This window comes from Mesorhizobium sp. Ca11 (genome assembly GCF_020165275.1).
In the GTDB taxonomy this organism is placed as follows: domain Bacteria; phylum Pseudomonadota; class Alphaproteobacteria; order Rhizobiales; family Rhizobiaceae; genus Mesorhizobium.
The window spans coordinates 440,439-458,099 of the sequence record NZ_JAIUHU010000002.1 but is presented as its reverse complement, the minus strand read 5'-3'; the positions used below and the strand labels follow the sequence as shown (position 1 = coordinate 458,099).

Sequence of the window (17,661 nt, the reverse complement as noted above, 5' to 3'; positions counted from 1 at the left end):
CATTGTCGGGCAGACCGCCCGATCGGCCAACAGTTCTGGAGAAAGCCATGCGCGCCCAACCGACGGCATCGCACTACGTCAACGGCCGCTACATCGAGGACGAAGGCGGTGCGCCGCTGCCGGTGATCTATCCGGCGACGGGCGAGACCATCGCAACGCTGCATTCAGCGACGCCGAACGTTCTGGAGCTCGCCATCGAGGCCGCGCGCGCCGCGCAGCCGGCCTGGGCGCGGCTGAAGCCGGTCGAGCGCGGCCGCATCCTGCGCCGCGCAGCCGACATCCTGCGCGCACGCAATGCCGATCTGGCCCGCATCGAGACGCTGGACACCGGCAAGGCTATCCAAGAGACGCTGGTGGCCGACACACCTTCGGCCGCCGACTGCCTGGAATATTTCGCCGGAGCGGTCGCCGCCTTCAATGGCGAGATGATCGATCTCGGCGGGCCCTTCGCCTACACGCGCCGCGAGCCGCTCGGCGTCTGCGTCGGCATCGGCGCCTGGAACTATCCCATCCAGATCGCCGGCTGGAAGTCGGCGCCGGCCTTGGCCATGGGCAATGCCATGGTGTTCAAACCGTCGGAGAACACGCCGCTTTCGGCGCTGGCGCTGGCCGAAATATACAGCGAAGCGGGGCTGCCCGACGGATTGTTCAACGTCGTGCAGGGTTACGGCGATGTCGGCGCAGGTCTCGTCGGCCATGATGTCGTGGCGAAAGTTTCGGTGACCGGCTCGGTGCCGACCGGCCGCAAGGTGCTGTCGCTTGCCGGCTCGAAAATGAAGCACGCGACGATGGAGCTCGGCGGCAAGTCGCCGCTGATCGTCTTCGACGACGCCGATCTCGAGAACGCCATCGGCGGCGCCATGCTCGGCAACTTCTACTCCACCGGCCAGATCTGCTCGAACGGCACGCGCGTTTTCGTGCAGAAGGGCATTCATGACCGCTTCGTCGACCGGCTGATCGAGCGCACCAAGAAAATCCGCATCGGCGATCCGCTCGATCCGGAAACGCAGATGGGGCCGCTGGTCAACAAGGCGCAACAGGACAAGGTCGTTTCCTACATCGCGGCCGGCAGGCAGGATGGCGCCAGCCTAGCCTGCGGCGGCAATTTGCCGTCACTGCAGGGTTTCGAAGGCGGTTTTTTCATCGAGCCGACGGTATTCACCAGCGTCACCGATCGCATGCGGATCGCGCGCGAGGAGATTTTCGGACCGGTGATGAGCGTGCTCAAATTCGGCAGCGAGGACGAGGTGATCGAGCGAGCCAACGATACCGAATTCGGGCTGGCGGCGGGCGTGTTCACGCGCGACCTGCCGCGCGCGCATCGCGTCATCGCCGAGCTGCAGGCCGGCACCTGCTGGATCAACGCCTACAATCTCACGCCGGTGGAAATGCCTTTCGGCGGCGTCAAGCAGTCCGGGATCGGCCGCGAGAATTCGCTGGCGGCGCTGGCGCATTATTCGCAGCTGAAGGCGGTTTATGTCGAGACGGGGGACGTGGCAGCGCCCTACTGAATAGTTACGGGCGCACATTCTTAGGAAGGGCCATGATGATCTTCTTGATCACTCCCTCGTCCACGTCAAGGTCCGAAATCAAGACGACCACATTTGATCTGAGCCTGCTCGTGACTGCCCCACCGAACCGGAACAGCCCGCTTCTGACATACACTGGTCGGGTAAGTTTCAGATGAGCGGCCAACGAAGCCCTACTGGATATAAAGCTTACGCGCTGGACGTTGCTCCAAGGCATCGGGCCATCCAGCTGCCGCCTATCCCATAGGGTTTCTCTCGTGAGAATGAGCGATGGGCGTGAACTCGCCGCGTCCATTGCCGCCCTTGCTAGCGTTCCCGCGAACAGTGCGCCGACAAGAAGACAGCCGAGGATCCCAGCAAGCCACCCTAGCCGGTCGAGTGAATTTCCTGCTTCCCAGTTTTGGACCGCAGTGGAGTAGAAGCCCACTGAAGAAGATAGTGCCCACACCGAGGCTATGCCGAAGATGGGCAAGTACCAAGGAAAGCGGCTGCGGGCTTCTATTGGGAGTTTAATCCTTGTCGGCGGAATGCCCTGGGTCTTCCAAAGGGTTGTATCGCCCGGAAGGTCTACAAAGTCGCCGGCGTCCGCCTCTTCCAACCTTTCACCCCTTCTCCGTCGTTCCGTCCAGATACTGCGTCAGCGCACAGACTAGGTGGTAGAAGATGCTGGCCGGCACGTCGGTCGCCAGCGAACGGCCGCGTTCGTCGATGCGGTCGATCCACAGGCCGAGCGGCGCCGGATCTATGTGCCAGCGGAACAGGCGGCCGACGCGCGCCTCGATCTCGGGCTTGAGGTCCGGCCCACCCGAGCCGTCGAGCGCGATTGCCGCTTTGATCGCCTCGGCCTGCGGCCAGCTTCGCGAGACCGTGTCGAGCGGCAGTCCCTGGCGCGAGACGGCGCCATAGGCGAGGCCGGTGGCGCGGTTGAGGCCGTTGGCAATGGCCGAGGCATAGAGCTTGCGCGCGAAAGCGGTGAGTTCGCCTTGGCCGCTGCGAGCGGCGAAATCGACCAGCAGCGAGGCCCATTCGAAGTGATGGCCAGGCTCGGTCCAGCTCCGCTTCTCGCCCGCCGCTGGCTTCCAGCCGTCGTCGAAATATTCACCCAGTGTCCAGCTTTCGGCATCGAAGAAATGGCTGCGGAAAAGATCGATGATGCGCGCCGCGCGGCGCAGATAGGCGCGCTCGCCCGTCGCCTTGTGCCAGGCGAGGAAGGCCTCGAGCAGATGCATGTGCGGATTGGAGCGCCGTTCCTCCGCGCCGTCGGAGGTTTCCAGAAAGCCGGTCAGGCGGGCATCCTCCAGATGCGCGTCGAGGAAGGCGAATGTCTCCTCTGCGAGCCGCAACGCGTCGGGATGGCCCGACATATGGGCGTGGGCGAGCGCCAGAAGCACGCAAGAATGGTCGTAGGCATCCTCGACCGGATCGGCGACCGAGCCGTCGATGTTGAGCGTGCGCACCCAGCCGCCGCGATCGGTGCGGCCCTGCCCCGCCATGAAGTCGATGCCGTGCGCAATCAGCCGGTCGGCCGGGCCGTCCCAGCCGCGCTCCTTGGCGACCGCGAAAGCATAGACCTGACGCGCCTGGGTGCGCATGCGCTTGGGTTTCATCAGCGGCGCGGCGTCGAAGCCCAGCGCCTCGTGGAAGCCGCCATGGCGTTCGTCGACGCCGAGCGTCGACCATAGCGGCAGCGTCTCCTCGAACAGCCAGTGGCGCACGCGGCGCCGCCAGGCGCCGCTCTCGATGACGCGGTCATGCGCCGGCGTGAACCTTGTTTCGAGCCGGCCGGATTTCTCCAGTTGCTCGACGATCTTCTTGACGTGCTGGCTGTGGCTGACCGGCGCGACAAACGTGGCATCGGCCGTGGAGACGATCGCCACGTCCTTCATGCCGATGGCCGACAGCAGCCGACCCTCGCTGCGGATATAGGAGTTCTCGCAATCGATGGCGACGACGTCTCCAACGATGACGTTGCCGCCCTTGTCGGACGGGCCGACATCGAGCAGCGACTGCCAGGAGCCGAGATCGTTCCAGCGGAAGCCGGCGGGCACCATGGCGATATCTTTCGCCTGCTCCATGATGGCGTAGTCGATCGAGGTCGACGGGATCGCGGAATAAAGGTCCAGCGGCATATAGAGGCCGGACAGATCGCTGGTCGCAGCCTCGTAGGCGGCCTGCGTCGCCTGCCAGATTTTCGGTTCATGGGCCGCGAAGGCGTCGCGCATTGCGCCGGCGCGAAACAGGAAGATGCCGGTGTTCCAGTAGAAGCTGCCGGCGTCGACATAGGCCTGCGCGGTGGCAAGATCGGGCTTCTCGACGAAGCGCGAGACGTCGAAGACGCCGTCCCTGCCGGTCCCGACCTCGATATAGCCGTAGCCGGTCTCGGGCTGTGTCGGTTTCAGGCCGAACACCACGAGCCGCCCGGTATTTGCCGCGGCCGCGCCCGCCTCGATGCTTTGCCAGAACTGGCCAGGCGTCGAGATCTCGTGATCCGATGGCACCACCAGCACCAGCTCGTCGCCATATTCGGAGAGCGTGCGCAGGCTGGCCAGCGCCACGGCGGCGGCCGTGTTGCGGCCCGTCGGCTCGAACAGCGGTCCGCCGCCGGCCAGATCGATGCCGGCAAGGTCGGCATGGACGCGGTCGGCGTGACGCTCCGAGGCGATCAGGAAAATCGGCGTCTCGCCTTGCGTGCGCGCCGCCAGCCGGCGCACGGTCTTGGCCAGCATCGAGCCATCGCCGGAGAAGTCGTGGAACTGCTTGGGGTTGTCCTCGCGCGATAGCGGCCACAGCCGCGACCCGACGCCGCCGCTCATGACGAAACTGACGATGCGCTGGCTCATGAACGACCCTGTCAAAAGTCCGGCTCCCATGGGTCGGACTTACGACAAAAGCCTTTAAGCCCACCTTTACCTCACAACCAAATGCTATGCCATTGGGCCAAGCTTCGCGAAAGAAAGGAAATGCGACAGAAGGACTGCCATTGCCGCTTGCAGGATCAGAAAGCGGCAGCTATAAGCCCGCGGTCTGGTCACGGAGTGTAGCGCAGTCTGGTAGCGCACCTCGTTCGGGACGAGGGGGTCGCAGGTTCAAATCCTGCCACTCCGACCAGAAAAAACAAGCACTTGGCCTTTCCCGAAATCGCCATCCGTCCGGAATCCGGACTGCCGTCAATCGTCGCCGTAGCTCTCCGGCAGATGGCGCCGGAGTTCCATCGCGTCGTGGAGAACGCGGCCAATTCCGACGACCTCAAGCGTCATCCGGTAGAGCAGAAAATGGCGTGGTCGCAGAACAATGCCGTGTTCGGTCCGTGCTCGATCCCGACTATAGCGCAAGTGATAGCTGCGGATATTGTTTCCCAGGTCCGCGCGGGCGATGCTGCCCACCCGTTCGGGGTCGGCAGCAATGTCGCGCAGCGCCGCAATCAGCAACCCTTCGTAACGGACACGCGCGATCTCGCCGAAATTGACTTCCGTGTAGGCGAGTATTTGAACGATGTCTTCCTTCGCGGCTGCTGAAAGCCGGTACAGGACCATGGCGTTACAAGCCTGGTTTTTTCGCGCGTAAGCTTGCCTGCCGCCCCAGGCCATTCATAAATTTTTCGAGACTGTCTCCAGCAATATCCTCGAAACGGCCTTGCTCGATGTCGTGGAAACCGATGCTGGCTGCCTCCCTGAGCGCAGCCAGCTTTGCCGACTCCCTCGCCTCGCGCTGCTCGATCAGCCGCAAGCCGTCACGCAATACCTCGCTGGCGTTCTGATAACGCCCGGTTTTCACCAGCCGATCGATCACCTCTTCGAGGTGTTCCGTCAGGACAACATTGCGGGTCGGCATCGCGGTATCAGCTCCAATTCAACAGGCATGATATAGGGGGATGGCATATTATGCCAATACCGTCGCTCGAACGATGTCTGATCTTCGAAAACAGAATCGTGCGACAACGCTCGACAACGGTTTCTCACTTTGGCCTAATGGCAACCCGCCATGCTCCTGGATGCGCGGGACCGCAGGACGGCGAACCAGGGTTGGGAGTATGAAGTTCACGCCGACGGCCATTCTACCGACAATTGCGGTCCTCTTGTTCGCGGCGGGCTGCTCATCGACCACCGCGTCGATCAGCCCGGCGAACTACGACAAAATGAACTGCCCCGAGCTCAACAATGCGGTCGGCGACACCGCGACCGATATTTCACGCACCGCAATCGCTCGCGGCAAGGTCGCCAACACCAGCGTGCCGACATGGTTGCTGGGCGGCGAGCGCGTGAAGACGGCGATAGCCAATCGCGAAACCGCCCGGATCGAACGGCTGCAGCAACAGCAGCAGGTGATCGTCGCGACGCGGAACCGGAGGTGCCCGTCCTCGCCGTAAGCCGAGCGAGGTTAAGCTTGCCCTTCAAGCACTCATCCTGAACCGTGCCGTATCGATCGCGGCGTTCATCAGCGTCTGGGTGTAGGCTTCGCGCGGATTGTCGAAGATTTCTTGCGTCGGCCCTTCCTCGACAATCTTTCCCTGCTTCATGACGATGATGTAGTCGGCCATCGCGCGGACCACCGCGAGGTCGTGGCTGATGAAGAGGTAGGACAGCTCGTGGTCGGCCTGCAGCTTGCGCAACAGCTCGACGATCTGCTTCTGCACGGAACGGTCGAGCGCCGAGGTCGGCTCGTCGAGCACCACCACTTTCGGCTTCAGGATCATGGCGCGGGCAATGGCGATGCGTTGGCGCTGGCCGCCGGAGAATTCGTGCGGGTAGCGGTTGCGTGCGTTGGGGTCGAGGCCGACCTCGCGCAGCGCCTCGACGGCGCGCTGGTCGCGCTGCTTGCCGGTCAGCGAGGGCTCGTGCACCAAAAGGCCCTCGGTGATCACCTGGCCGACGGTCATGCGCGGCGACAGCGAGCCGAACGGATCCTGGAACACCAGCTGCAATTCGCGCCTGAGCGGCCGCATCGCCTGGCGGTCCGCGTCCGAAATGTCGCGGTCGCCAAAGCGGATCACGCCGTCGCTGGGCAAAAGCCTGAGCAGCGCACGGCCCAGCGTCGACTTGCCTGAACCGGACTCGCCGACGATGCCGATCGTCTGGTTGCGCTTCAGCCGGATCGAGATCCTGTCCACCGCGCGCAGCATCAGCGGCTCGCCGCCAAGAAAGCCGCCGCCGATCTTGAAGACGACTTCGACATTGCGGCCTTCGAGCAGCACCGGCGCACTGGCGGGCGGCGCCGCCTTGGTGCCCGTCGGCTCGGCCGCGAGCAGCATCTTGGTGTAGGCATGCTGCGGATTGGCGAAGAGCGCTTCCGCATCGCCCTCCTCCACCACCTCGCCCAGGCGCATGACATAGACGCGGTCGGCGAAACGGCGCACGATGCCGAGGTCGTGGGTGATGAAGACGATGGCCATGCCGAGCTTGCGCTGCAGTTCAGCCAGCAGCATCAGAATCTGCGCCTGGATGGTGACGTCGAGCGCCGTCGTCGGTTCGTCGGCGATGAGGATGTCCGGATCGTTGGCCAAGGCCATGGCGATCATGACGCGCTGGCGCTGGCCGCCCGACATCTCGTGCGGATAGGATTTCATCCGCCGTTCGGGATCGGGAATGTGCACCAGCCTGAGCAATTTCAGCGCCTCTTCCCGCGCCGCGGCCGCGTTCAGCCCGCGGTGTCGGCTGATCGGTTCCATCAGCTGGTTGCCGATGGTGTAGAGCGGATCGAGAGAGGTCATCGGCTCCTGGAAGATCATGCTGATCTTGCGGCCGCGCACCTGGTTCAGCTCGCTCTTTGACATCGTCAGGAGATTGCGACCGCGGTAGTCGACCTGGCCGGTCGCCTCGCCATTGGAGGAAAGCAGGCTCATCGCCGCCATCATCGTCTGGCTTTTGCCGGATCCGGATTCGCCGACGACGGCGACCGTCTCGCCGGCGTTGACCTTGATGTTGATGCCCTTCACGGCCTCGACCGTGCCGTCGAGGGTCTGGAAGCGGACGCGCAGGTCCTTGACGCTGAGGATCGTTTCGGAACCAGTCATCTCAGCGGTCCTTGGGATCGAGCGCGTCGCGCAGGCCGTCGCCGACGAAATTCAGGGCGAACAGCGTCGAGACGAGGAAGAAGGCCGGGAACAAAAGCAGCCAGTTGGCGTAGCCGATGTTCTTGGCGCCGACCGAGATCAGCACGCCCCAGCTGGTCATCGGTTCCTGCACGCCTAGACCGAGGAAGGACAGGAAGCTCTCCAGGATAATGACCTGCGGCACCAAGAGCGTCATGTAGATGACCACCGGGCCAAGCAGGTTGGGGATGACATGGCGCAACAGGATGCCGCGCTGGCCGACGCCCATGGCCTCCGCCGCCTGGACATATTCCTGCCTGCGGATCGACAGCGCCTGGCCGCGCACGATGCGCGCCATGTCGAGCCACAACACAGCGCCGACGGCCAGGAACATCAGCACGAAGTTGCGGCCGAAAAACACCACCAGCATGATGACGAAGAAGATGAACGGCAGCGAATAGAGCACGTCGACGATGCGCATCATCACCTCGTCGACCTTGCCGCCGGAGAAGCCCGCGGTCGCGCCGTAGATGACCCCGATTACGCCGGCGACGACGCCGGCGAGCAGGCCGATGGCCAAAGAGATGCGTCCGGCCATCAGCGTGCGCGAAAGCAGGTCGCGGCCGGTGTTGTCGGTGCCGAAGAAGAAATATTGCTGCTTCACGGCCGAGCTCATCGTCACTTCGAGGCCGTCGGGCGACTTGTTCTCGATCCTGGTGTCGTCGAAGGCATCGGAGCGGTCGAGATAGCGGATGTTGCGGTCGTCGATCGGCTTGGTCGAGGTGACGGTGACGATGACGCGATTGCCGTCCTGATGCCATTCCTTGATGTCGGCACGCATCCGCTTGATGGCGTCGCCCAGCGCACCCTGAATCATGTCGGGTTTCGGATAGGCCGAAAGGCTCGGCGGCATGCGCACGTAGTCGCCATATATGGTGGTGTATGCATGCGGCACGACCCACGGACCGCAAATGCTGATGACGGCGATGAAGGCCAGGTAATAGAGGCTGAGCATCGCGGCGCGGTTGCGTTTGAGCCGGGCCCAGGCATTGCCCCAGAGCGAGCGGCCGACGATCGGCTCGGGAACGGCGACGGCGAGCTCAGTCATAGCGCACCCTCGGATCGACGACCGCATAGAGCAGGTCGACGATCAGGTTGAAGACGATGGTGAAGAGCGCGATCACCACCACGGTTCCCATGACAAGCGTGTAGTCCCGGTTGAGGGCGGCATCGACGAAGTAGCGGCCGACCCCGGGTATGGAGAAAATCGTCTCGACGATGATCGAGCCGGTCAACAGCGCCGCCGCCGCCGGGCCGGTGAAAGAGACGATCGGCAGCACGGCGCCGCGCAGCGCGTGCTTGACCACCACCGACCAGTCGGACAGGCCGAGCGCGCGGGCGGTGCGGATATGGTGCGAACGCAGGCTCTCGATCATGGAGCCGCGCATCAGGCGGGCGACGATGGCGATCTGCGGAAGAGCCAGCGTCAGCACCGGACCGACCTTGTTGATCAAGGCGCCGTCGCCCCAGCCGCCGATCGGCAGCAGCTTCCAGGACAACCCGAAGACGAGCTGGATCACCGGCGCGGTGACGAAGGTGGGGATGGTGCTGCCGGCGGTGGCCAAGGCGATCACCGAATAGTCGCCTATTTTGTTCTGGTTGAGCGCGGCGATGGTGCCGAGGATCGAGCCCAACAGCAGCGCCAGCACCAGCGCCGAGCTACCGATCTGTACCGAGATCGGCAGGCCCTTGGCGAAGAGTTCGGTGACGGTGAAATCCGGCAAATTGTAGCTCGGGCCGAAACTGCCGCGCAAAAGATTGCCGAGATAGTGGACATATTGCAGCCAGAGCGGATCGTTGAGGCCGAACTGGGCTTCGAGATTGGCCCTGATCTCGGGGCTCAGGCCCCGCTCCTGGTTGAACGGGCCGCCTGGCGCGACGCGGATCAGGAAAAACGCCACCGTCACGATGACGAACAGCGTCGGGATGGCGGTCAACAGCCGCCGGAAGACATAACGCAGCATCGGCGCCCCGCTTCAGCCAGGGCGACAGGCTCTCCAGTCGAAGATCCGTGGCGCGCCGGCATCTCTGATCTTCGCACCGGGCAGCCCGAAAATCCAATCCGACTTTCGGCCCGGCACGACGACAGACCGCGACCGCCGCTCCCAAAAAGAGAGCGGCGGCACGGCCAAGGTTTCTTGTCAGTCCTTGGAGATGAAGCGGGACGGATGAATGTCCATCACATTGTCGTCGAAGCCATGCAGCTTCGAGGAAACGATGTCGTGGTAGCTGTAGTAGAGAAGCGGGATCTCGCCGACGTCGTCGACCAGGATGCGCTCGGCTGCGGCGAGGTCCTTCATGCGCTCCTCGGGCTTGCCGCCTGCGGCAGCCGCCTTGTCCATGGCGGCTTCATAGGCGGGGCTGTTGTAGTTCGAGTAGTTGTTGCCGCTCGCCTTGCGCGAGATGCCGAGGAAGGTCTCGGGATCCTTGTAGTCGGCGATCCAGGCGGCACGGGCGACGTCGTAGTTGCCCTTCTGCTCGAGGAAGCTGTAATGGGTCTTGGTGTCGGTGTTGAGCAGCGTCACCTCGACGCCGAGCGGCTTCAGCTGTTCCTGGATGGCCACCGCCGTGTTCTTATGGTTCTCCGAGGTGTTGTAGCGGATCTCCATCTTCAACGGATGTTCGGGTGTATAGCCTAGCTTTTCCAGGATCTTCTTGGCCGCATCTTCGCGGTCGATCTGCGGCATGTCGGCGTATTTGGCCAGTGCCGGAGTGTAGCCCTCGATGCCCGGGGGCACCATCGAATATCCGGGCAGCATCGAGTTCTGCCAGACCTTCTCGGCGAGGAAGTCGCGGTCGATCGCCATCGAGATGGCGTTGCGCAACTCGACATTGTCCCAAGGCGCCTTGTCGGTCTTGACCGCGTAATAATAAGTGCCGAGATACGGCCCGACACGGACCTGGTCGCCGAATTTGGTTTTGAGATCGGCGAGCTGCTCGGTCGGCAGGTCGCCATAGCTGTCGAGCTCGCCCGCCTCGAAACGCTTCATCGCCGACGAGCGATCCTCGGTCGGGATGTAGTTGACCACGTCGAGCTTGACGCTCGCGGCGTCCCAGAATTTCGGGTTCTTGACCAATTTCATATGGTCGTTGGGAATCCACTCCGCCAGCGTATAGGCGCCATTGGAGACCAGCTTGCCCGGCTTGATCCAGTCGGCGCCGAGCTTGTCCATGGAAGCCTTGTTGACCGGATAGGTCGCCTGGTGGGTCAGCATCTCCAGGAAATAGGGCGTCGGAGCCTTCAGCGTGACTTCAAGCGTGTTGGCGTCGATCGCCTTCACGCCCATATCCTCGGCCTTGCCTTTCTTGGTGTTGAAGTCCTCGGCGCCCTTCACCGGATAGAGCATCGAGGCGTATTCTGCAGCGGTCGCCGGATCTTCCAGTCGATGGAACGAATAGACGAAGTCGTCCGCCGTCACCGGGGTGCCGTCTGACCAGAGCCCGTCCTTGCGCAGCTTGAAGGTGTAGACGGTGCCGTCATCCGACACCGTCCAGCTTTCGGCGGCGCCCGGTATGAGATTCGTCTTCTGGTCGTGCATGACGAGGCCCTGGAACAGGTCGCGTATGATATCGGCCTCGTAGACAGTCGACGTCTTGTGCGGATCGACCGTCTCCGCCTCGGCGGCGGCGCCGCGGTTGTAGACGGTTTCGGCTAAGGCAGGCGTGTAGAATGTGCCGGCGGCCAAAGCCAATGTGGTGGCGAACACCGTCGCCTTCAGCATGTCTTTCAGCATGAAGTTTCTCCCTGTCGGCGCAGCCCCTCAGCCGCGCCTTCTTAAGTTTTGACACCTCGGAACCGTTGAAACGGCCCCGTTTCAGGCGTGCCGCCGGTTCCTTCCGGCGGCTGGTGGCAGGAGACTAGACAGAGCGAAATCTTATTTCAACCATTGCCTGCTTGACGCTAAGTGAGAGCGATAACGCTAAAACAGCGAAACCTAAAGCTTAGAGCTTGCTTTCAACTTGGCACACCTGCCGGTTGTTCCAGCTGTTTTCTGTTTTTGCAGGCGGCCTTTGGCATTCTCCGCGCCATGCTGAAGAACCGAAAATTGCTTGTTCCGTGGTCTCGTTTCCGGGCTGACGCCACGGGCACGTCGGCAATCGAATTTGCCATGCTGGCGCCGGTCTTCATCCTGCTTCTGCTCGGCATGGTTGCATATGGGATTTATTTCGGCGCCAGCCATTCGGTGCAGCAGATCGCCGCCGACGCGGCGCGCACCGCGATCGCCGGCCTCAACCAGACCGAGCGGCAGGCGCTGGTTACCGATTTCATCACTCACGATGTCTCGGGCTATCCGTTCGTCGACGCCAACAAGCTGACCGTCAACGCGCAGGACAGCGCCGTCGACGGCAGCCAGTTCGTCGTCTCGGTCACCTACGATGCGCGCAACCTGCCGATCTGGAACCTGTTCCGGACGCTGCCGCTGCCGGGCACGACGATCCAACGTCAATCGACGATCCGCGTCGGAGGCATATGATGCCCATCAAGGGGGGGCTGGAGCGGCTTATCGTTTCCCGAAAAGGCCAGACCGCTCGATCTGTTTTCAGTGACGCAATTCCGGACGGAAGGCTACGGCGAGGTCACCGAACTCAACCGCCTCGCATTTTTCCTGGAATTGCTTTCATGGCGGCGACGCGACGGCTGCTCGCCGACCGGAGCGCGAATTTCGCCGTCATGACCGCGCTGTGCACGCCGGTAGCGCTGGCGCTGACCGCCTTCGCGATCGACGAAGGTTCCCTTTACAACGAGCGCCGCGCCGCGCAGTCGATCGTCGACCTTGCCGCCATCACCGCGGCCTCGAACATCACCAACGCCCAGCAGGCGGTGCTGACCGCGCTCAGCGACAACGGCATCACCTCGGTCGCCGTGCAGCAACAAGGCGCGACCGTGGCGCCGACCGCCAGCAAGGCCGTCGTCCAGGTCGTGCCGGGGCGCTACACGGGCGTCAGCACCATTGCCGCCGGCAGCCGGTTCGAGGCGGGCAAGCTGCCCTACAATGCGGTCCAGGTTACGCTCAAGAAACAGGGTACGCTTTATTTCGCGGGCTCGATCATGGCGCCGCCCACTCTCGGCACGACCGCTATCGCCAGCGCGCAGCCGCAAGCGGGTTTTTCGGTCGGCTCGCGGCTCGCCAGCCTCAATGACGGCATTCTCAACGCGCTTCTCGGCGGCCTTCTCGGCGGCAACATCTCGCTCAGCGTGATGGACTACAATTCACTGGTGTCGGCCGATGTCGACGTTCTTTCGTTCACCGATGCGCTGGCGACGCAACTGCATCTGACCGGCGTTTCCTACAACGACGTGCTCGCCTCCAAAGCAACGATCGGCCAGATCGCCACGGCAATGGCCAATGTGCCGGGGCTCGACCGCACAGCCAAACTCGCTCTGCAGACCATGGCCTCCAGCGCCACCAATACGGTCAGGATTCCGCTCAGCACCCTCATCGATCTCGGCTCCGTCGGCGATCTCGGCATCGGGCAAAAGCCGGCCGGCCTCAACGTGACAGCCAGCGCGCTCAGCATGCTTACCGCGGCTGCCGCTCTGGCCAATGGAACGAATCAGGTCGCGGTCAATCTCGGCGCCACCATACCAGGGCTGGCATCGACGACGCTTGCGATCGCCATCGGCGAGCCGATGCAGAACTCGGCCTGGCTGGCGGTGGGAGAGGCAGGCACCGTGGTGCGCACGGCGCAGACCCGCATCAAGCTCAATGCCAGCGTGACACTCGGCAATTCCAATCTCGGCGGCGGCATCAATCTGCTCGCGGTCAATCTGCCGCTCAATGTCGAAGTCGCCCATGCGGAAGCGAAGCTGACCGACATCACTTGCCCGACCGGTCCCTCCAGCATCAAGGTTTCGATCGCCGCGCAGCCGGGCGTGGTCTCAGCCCATCTCGCCAACAGCAATGCCAGCGGCTTCGCGGATTTCACCAAGCCGCAGTCCTTCTCCGACGCCGATATCGCGGACCTGAAGCTGTTGCTCGTCCCGCTGCTGCAGGTGACAGGCTCGTCGGCCTTCTCGGTCACCAACATGACGCCGACCAACCTGACCTACAACGCCACCGACATCGCCAACAAGGCGATCAAGACGGTGTCGACGAAGAACCTGACGCAGTCGCTGACGACATCGCTGGTCAACAACCTGTCGCTCTCGGTCAACGCGCTGGGGCTCGGCCTCGACGTGGCCGCCCTGCTCGGCACGGTGAAGCCGGCGGTGACGACACTGCTCAATGGCGTGACCGCGCCGGTCGACGACCTTCTCTACAATGTGCTTGGAGCTCTGGGCGTCCATGTCGGCGAGGCCGACGTGCGCGTGACCGGCGCGACCTGCGGGCGCTCGGTGCTGGTGCAGTAGTCCGCCGTCAGCCAATCTTGCCGACGAAACTGCCCAGAGGCGGCAGCGCCAGCACGCTGTCCTCGACCACACCGGTAAGAACGCCGGCGGCGTCAACGTCAAATGCCGTTATCTCGGCCTCGCCGATCTCAGTGGGCAGCGCCCAGCCTGTTGCCTCGGTCGAGAAATTGAAAACGCAAAGCAGCCTTTCGCCGTCGCGCTCACGGAGGAAAGCAAGCACATCGCCCTCGGCCTCGAGAAAGCGGATCGAGCCTTGGATCAGTGCCGGATGGCTCTTGCGCAAGGCAAGGATCGACCGATAGGCGGCAAGCACCGACCGCTCCTCGCGATTCTGGACATCGACCGCCCGGGCGCGATGCGCCTGCGGCACCGGCAGCCAGGGCTTGGCCGTGGAGAAGCCGGCATTGTCCGCCTCCGCCTGCCAGACCATCGGGGTGCGGCAGCCGTCCCTGCCCTTCACGCCCGGCCAGAAGCGGATGCCGACGGGATCGCGCAGATCCTCATAGGCTAGCTCCGCCTCTTCGAGGCCGAGTTCCTCGCCCTGATAGAGGCAGATCGAGCCGCGCAGGCAGGCAAGCAGCGCGATCGAGAACTTCGCCACCGCGTCCGGGTTCTCGCCTTGCCGCGTCCAGCGGCTGACATGGCGCACGACGTCATGGTTGGAAAAGGCCCAGCAGACCCAGCCGTCCGGGGCAGTCGTCTCGAACGCCTCCACGCAGCCGCGCACATGGGCGGCGGAAAATTGCGGACTGAGCAAGTCGAAGGTGTAGCACATCTGCAATTTGTCGCCGCCCGATACGTAGGCGGCGAGCGTCTGCAAGGAGCGCTCCTCGTCACCCACCTCGCCGACCGCGGCGCGGTCTGGATATTCGTCGAGCAGCGCCCGGAAACGTTTCAAGAAGTCGAGGTTTTCGGGCCGCGTCTTGTCGAAAAGATGCTCCTGGAAGGCGTAGGTGCTGGTGGCGCCATTGGTGCCGGCGACGCTCGCGGCCAAGGGCGGGTTGTCGCGCAGCCAGCGGTCGTGGACATAGTAGTTGACGGTGTCCAGCCGGAAGCCGTCGACGCCGCGCTCCAGCCAGAAGCGCACGGTGTCCAAAAGCGCGTCCTGAACGTCCGGATTGTGGAAGTTCAGATCCGGCTGAGCGGCGAGGAAATTGTGCATGTAGTATTGCCGGCGGGTGGCGTCCCATTCCCAGGCCGGCCCGCCGAACAGCGATTGCCAGTTGTTGGGCGCGCTGCCATCCGGCCTGGCGTCAGCCCAGACGTACCAGTCCGCCTTGGCATTGTCGCGGCTGGCGCGGCTCTCGACGAACCATTCATGCTTGTCGGAAGAATGCGAGATCACCTGGTCGATAATGAGTTTCAGGCCGAGCCGGTGAGCCTCGGCGACCAGCGCGTCGAAATCTTCCAATGTGCCGAACATCGGATCGACGTCGCGATAGTCGGATACATCGTAGCCCATGTCGGCCATCGGCGACTTGAAGAAGGGCGAGAGCCAGACGGCATCGACGCCGAACGACGCGACATGGGCGAGCCGCGCGGTGATGCCCTTGAGGTCGCCGCTGCCGTCGCCGGTCGTGTCCTGGAAGGAGCGCGGATAGACCTGATAGATGACGCAGCCGCGCCACCATTCGCTCCCTTGCCCGGAATTTTCGGCAGCCATCACAAGCCCTTCCCGTTGCGCGATTGAGCGGCACGCCGCTCGATCATGAAATTGACGCTGCGGCCGGGCAGCGGCCGCGTAAGATCGACCGGCTGCGCCTCGATCGCCGGGCCCCACTCGTAGCCGTCCCGGACCGGCAAGGTGAAGACGCATTGGCGGCGGTCGCCATTGACCATGACGGCAAGGCGACTGCCTCCGCTATCGCCGAGCATCATCACAAGGCGATGTCGATCGCGATCGTTCCACTCCGTCTCGCCGAGCGGCGCGCCCGTCTCCGTCAGCCACTCGACATCCGGAATGGCCGGAGCATCAGCCGGCTTTCCGGTCAGGAAATGCGTGTCCGACAGCGCGGGAAAGGCACGACGCATCGCAGAGAGCGATGAGGCATATCGCTCCAACGCCTGATCGCGGCCGGCCCAGTCGAGCCAGGTAATGGCATTGTCCTGCGCATAGGCGTTGTTGTTGCCTTTTTGCGTGCGGCCGAACTCGTCGCCGGCGGTCAGCATGATGGTGCCGCGCGAGGCGAAAAGTGTCGCCAGCAGCGCGCGCTGGTCCTCGAAGCGCGCCTTGGCAATCGCCGCGTCGTCCGTCTCGCCCTCGGCGCCGTTGTTCCATGACAAATTGTCGTTGTGGCCGTCGTGATTGTGCTCGCCGTTGGCGTCGTTGTGTTTGCGCTCATAGGCGACGATGTCGGCCAGCGTCATGCCGTCATGCGCGGCGATGAAATTGACCGCACGGCTCGCCGGTTGGCCTTCCCTGCCGAAGACATCGGAGGAACCTGCAAGCCTTGTGGCCAAGACGCCTACCGCGTCGGCATCGCCGCGCCAGAAGCGCCTGACATCATCGCGATAACGATCGTTCCATTCCAGATATGGCGGCCGGAAATTTCCGAGCTGGTAGCCGCTCGGACCGATGTCCCAAGGCTCGGCGATCAGCACGCGGTCGCAGAGCACGAGATCGCCGGCAATGGCCCGAAGCAGCGGCGCTTCCGGATCGAAGGCGCCGTCGACGCGGCCGAGCACCGGCGCCAGATCGAAGCGGAAGCCGTCGACGCCGGCGAAGCGGACGAAGTGGCGCAGCGTGTCGAGCACCATCTCGCGCACAACCGGATGGTCGCAGGCGACGGTGTTGCCGGTGCCGGTGTCGTTGACCAGCCTGCCGTCCGCCTGATGCCGGTAGTAGCCTATCGCATCCAGTCCGCGCAGCGACAAAGTCGGCCCGAGCCGGTCGCTTTCGCCGGTGTGGTTGAAGACGAGATCGAGGATGGTGCCGATGCCGGCCTGGCGCAGAGCGGCGACGGTGTCGCGCAGTTCCTTGAGACCGCCGGGCGCGAGGCGCGGATCGAGCGCCATGAAAGTGACGGGATTGTAGCCCCAGGCGTTGCTCAGCCCCAATGGCGGCAGATGCCGCTCGTCGATCGACGCGGTGACCGGCATCAATTCGACGGCCGACACATCGAGACGCTTCAGGTGCTCGATGATGGCCGGATGGGCGAGTGCCGCGATGGTGCCGCGCTGGGTTTCCGGCACGTCCGGATGCAGCTTGGTGAAGGAGCGGACATTGAGCTCGTAGATCAGCCCGCCTGACCGGAACAGCGGCGGCTGGGGCAGCACCGGTTTGGGCAGCGAACGCGCGATCGCCTTCGGCATCAGCGGAGCGGTGTCGGCGCCTTCGTTGCGTTTGGCGGCAAGCCGCCAATGATATTGGTATGGACGATCGACCTCGACGGCATAGGGGTCGGCGAGAAGCTTGTTCGGGTCGAACCACAGGCCGCGCTCCGGAGCATAGTCGCCGTCGGCGCGGAAGCCGTAACGCGCGCCATCGCCAAGGCCGGAGACAAGGAGCGCGTGCACGCCGTCGCCTTCCGGGTTGAGCTCCAGCCGGTCGGTTTCAAGCGCGCCGGTGTCGTCGAAGATCGAGACCCAAAGACGTCTCGCGGATGACGACCAGGCGGCGAAGCGGATGCCTTCGGGGGTGATGGTGGCGCCGAAGGTCATGCGAGCGCCTCCCCCTTCTCCCCTTGTGGGAG

Annotated in this window: 14 protein-coding genes and 1 tRNA gene; 5 read left to right on the top strand and 10 right to left on the bottom strand. The window is 63.7% G+C overall.

The features are described from left to right. Positions 1–47: 47 nt before the first annotated feature. Positions 48–1,511 (top strand): betaine-aldehyde dehydrogenase, encoded by a 1,464-nt coding sequence (gene betB / locus LB538_RS05880; RefSeq protein WP_224529987.1) that lies wholly within the window; start codon positions 48–50, stop codon positions 1,509–1,511. 4 nt (positions 1,512–1,515) lie between these two features. Here betB and LB538_RS05875 read toward each other — a convergent pair whose 3' ends face one another. Then, positions 1,516–2,127: a hypothetical protein gene (locus tag LB538_RS05875; RefSeq protein ID WP_224529990.1), complete on the bottom strand. Its 612-nt coding sequence runs from the start codon at positions 2,125–2,127 to the stop codon at positions 1,516–1,518. 4 nt (positions 2,128–2,131) lie between these two features. Then, the gene (locus LB538_RS05870; protein ID WP_224529992.1) at positions 2,132–4,369 is read right to left on the bottom strand and encodes an AGE family epimerase/isomerase; all 2,238 of its coding nucleotides are present in this window, start codon (positions 4,367–4,369) and stop codon (positions 2,132–2,134) included. A gap of 191 nt (positions 4,370–4,560) precedes the next feature. Here LB538_RS05870 and LB538_RS05865 point away from each other — a divergent pair. Beyond that, positions 4,561–4,637: transfer RNA gene (locus tag LB538_RS05865), tRNA-Pro, on the top strand. 59 nt (positions 4,638–4,696) lie between these two features. Here LB538_RS05865 and LB538_RS05860 read toward each other — a convergent pair. Then, positions 4,697–5,062 (bottom strand): type II toxin-antitoxin system RelE/ParE family toxin, encoded by a 366-nt coding sequence (locus LB538_RS05860; protein WP_224529993.1) that lies wholly within the window; start codon positions 5,060–5,062, stop codon positions 4,697–4,699. 4 nt (positions 5,063–5,066) lie between these two features. After that, on the bottom strand, positions 5,067–5,360 hold the full coding sequence (locus LB538_RS05855) for a type II toxin-antitoxin system ParD family antitoxin (protein WP_140845724.1): 294 nt from the start codon (positions 5,358–5,360) through the stop codon (positions 5,067–5,069). A 199-nt stretch (positions 5,361–5,559) separates the two neighbouring features. On the opposite strand from LB538_RS05855, the gene LB538_RS05850 reads away from it, so the two are divergent. Further along, positions 5,560–5,895, top strand: coding sequence for a hypothetical protein (locus LB538_RS05850; RefSeq protein ID WP_140845723.1), 336 nt, complete (start codon positions 5,560–5,562; stop codon positions 5,893–5,895). Between the two features lie 24 nt (positions 5,896–5,919). Here LB538_RS05850 and LB538_RS05845 read toward each other — a convergent pair whose 3' ends face one another. The 4 genes from LB538_RS05845 to LB538_RS05830 form a co-directional block, all read right to left on the bottom strand. After that, on the bottom strand, positions 5,920–7,539 hold the full coding sequence (locus LB538_RS05845; protein WP_224529994.1) for an ABC transporter ATP-binding protein: 1,620 nt from the start codon (positions 7,537–7,539) through the stop codon (positions 5,920–5,922). Position 7,540: 1 nt separating this feature from the next. Continuing rightward, positions 7,541–8,665, bottom strand: coding sequence for an ABC transporter permease (locus tag LB538_RS05840; protein ID WP_224529995.1), 1,125 nt, complete (start codon positions 8,663–8,665; stop codon positions 7,541–7,543). After that, positions 8,658–9,581, bottom strand: coding sequence for an ABC transporter permease subunit (locus LB538_RS05835; protein WP_095766839.1), 924 nt, complete (start codon positions 9,579–9,581; stop codon positions 8,658–8,660). Before LB538_RS05835 ends, LB538_RS05840 begins: the two co-directional genes overlap by 8 nt. A gap of 177 nt (positions 9,582–9,758) precedes the next feature. Continuing rightward, the gene (locus LB538_RS05830) at positions 9,759–11,351 is read right to left on the bottom strand and encodes a peptide ABC transporter substrate-binding protein (RefSeq protein ID WP_224529996.1); all 1,593 of its coding nucleotides are present in this window, start codon (positions 11,349–11,351) and stop codon (positions 9,759–9,761) included. Between the two features lie 375 nt (positions 11,352–11,726). On the opposite strand from LB538_RS05830, the gene LB538_RS05825 reads away from it, so the two are divergent. Then, positions 11,727–12,092 (top strand): TadE family protein, encoded by a 366-nt coding sequence (locus tag LB538_RS05825; protein WP_245340453.1) that lies wholly within the window; start codon positions 11,727–11,729, stop codon positions 12,090–12,092. A gap of 146 nt (positions 12,093–12,238) precedes the next feature. Further along, entirely contained in the window at positions 12,239–13,969 is a 1,731-nt protein-coding gene (locus LB538_RS05820) for a TadG family pilus assembly protein (RefSeq protein WP_224529997.1), read from the top strand. A gap of 7 nt (positions 13,970–13,976) precedes the next feature. Here the strand turns inward: LB538_RS05820 and LB538_RS05815 are convergent, their stop codons facing one another. Both LB538_RS05815 and glgX read right to left on the bottom strand, forming a co-directional pair. Next, complete coding sequence (locus LB538_RS05815; RefSeq protein WP_224529998.1) at positions 13,977–15,632, bottom strand: alpha-glucosidase family protein; 1,656 nt, start codon at positions 15,630–15,632, stop codon at positions 13,977–13,979. Continuing rightward, complete coding sequence (gene glgX / locus LB538_RS05810) at positions 15,632–17,629, bottom strand: glycogen debranching protein GlgX (protein WP_224530009.1); 1,998 nt, start codon at positions 17,627–17,629, stop codon at positions 15,632–15,634. The genes LB538_RS05815 and glgX overlap by 1 nt, the downstream gene beginning before the upstream one ends. Positions 17,630–17,661 lie beyond the last annotated feature (32 nt).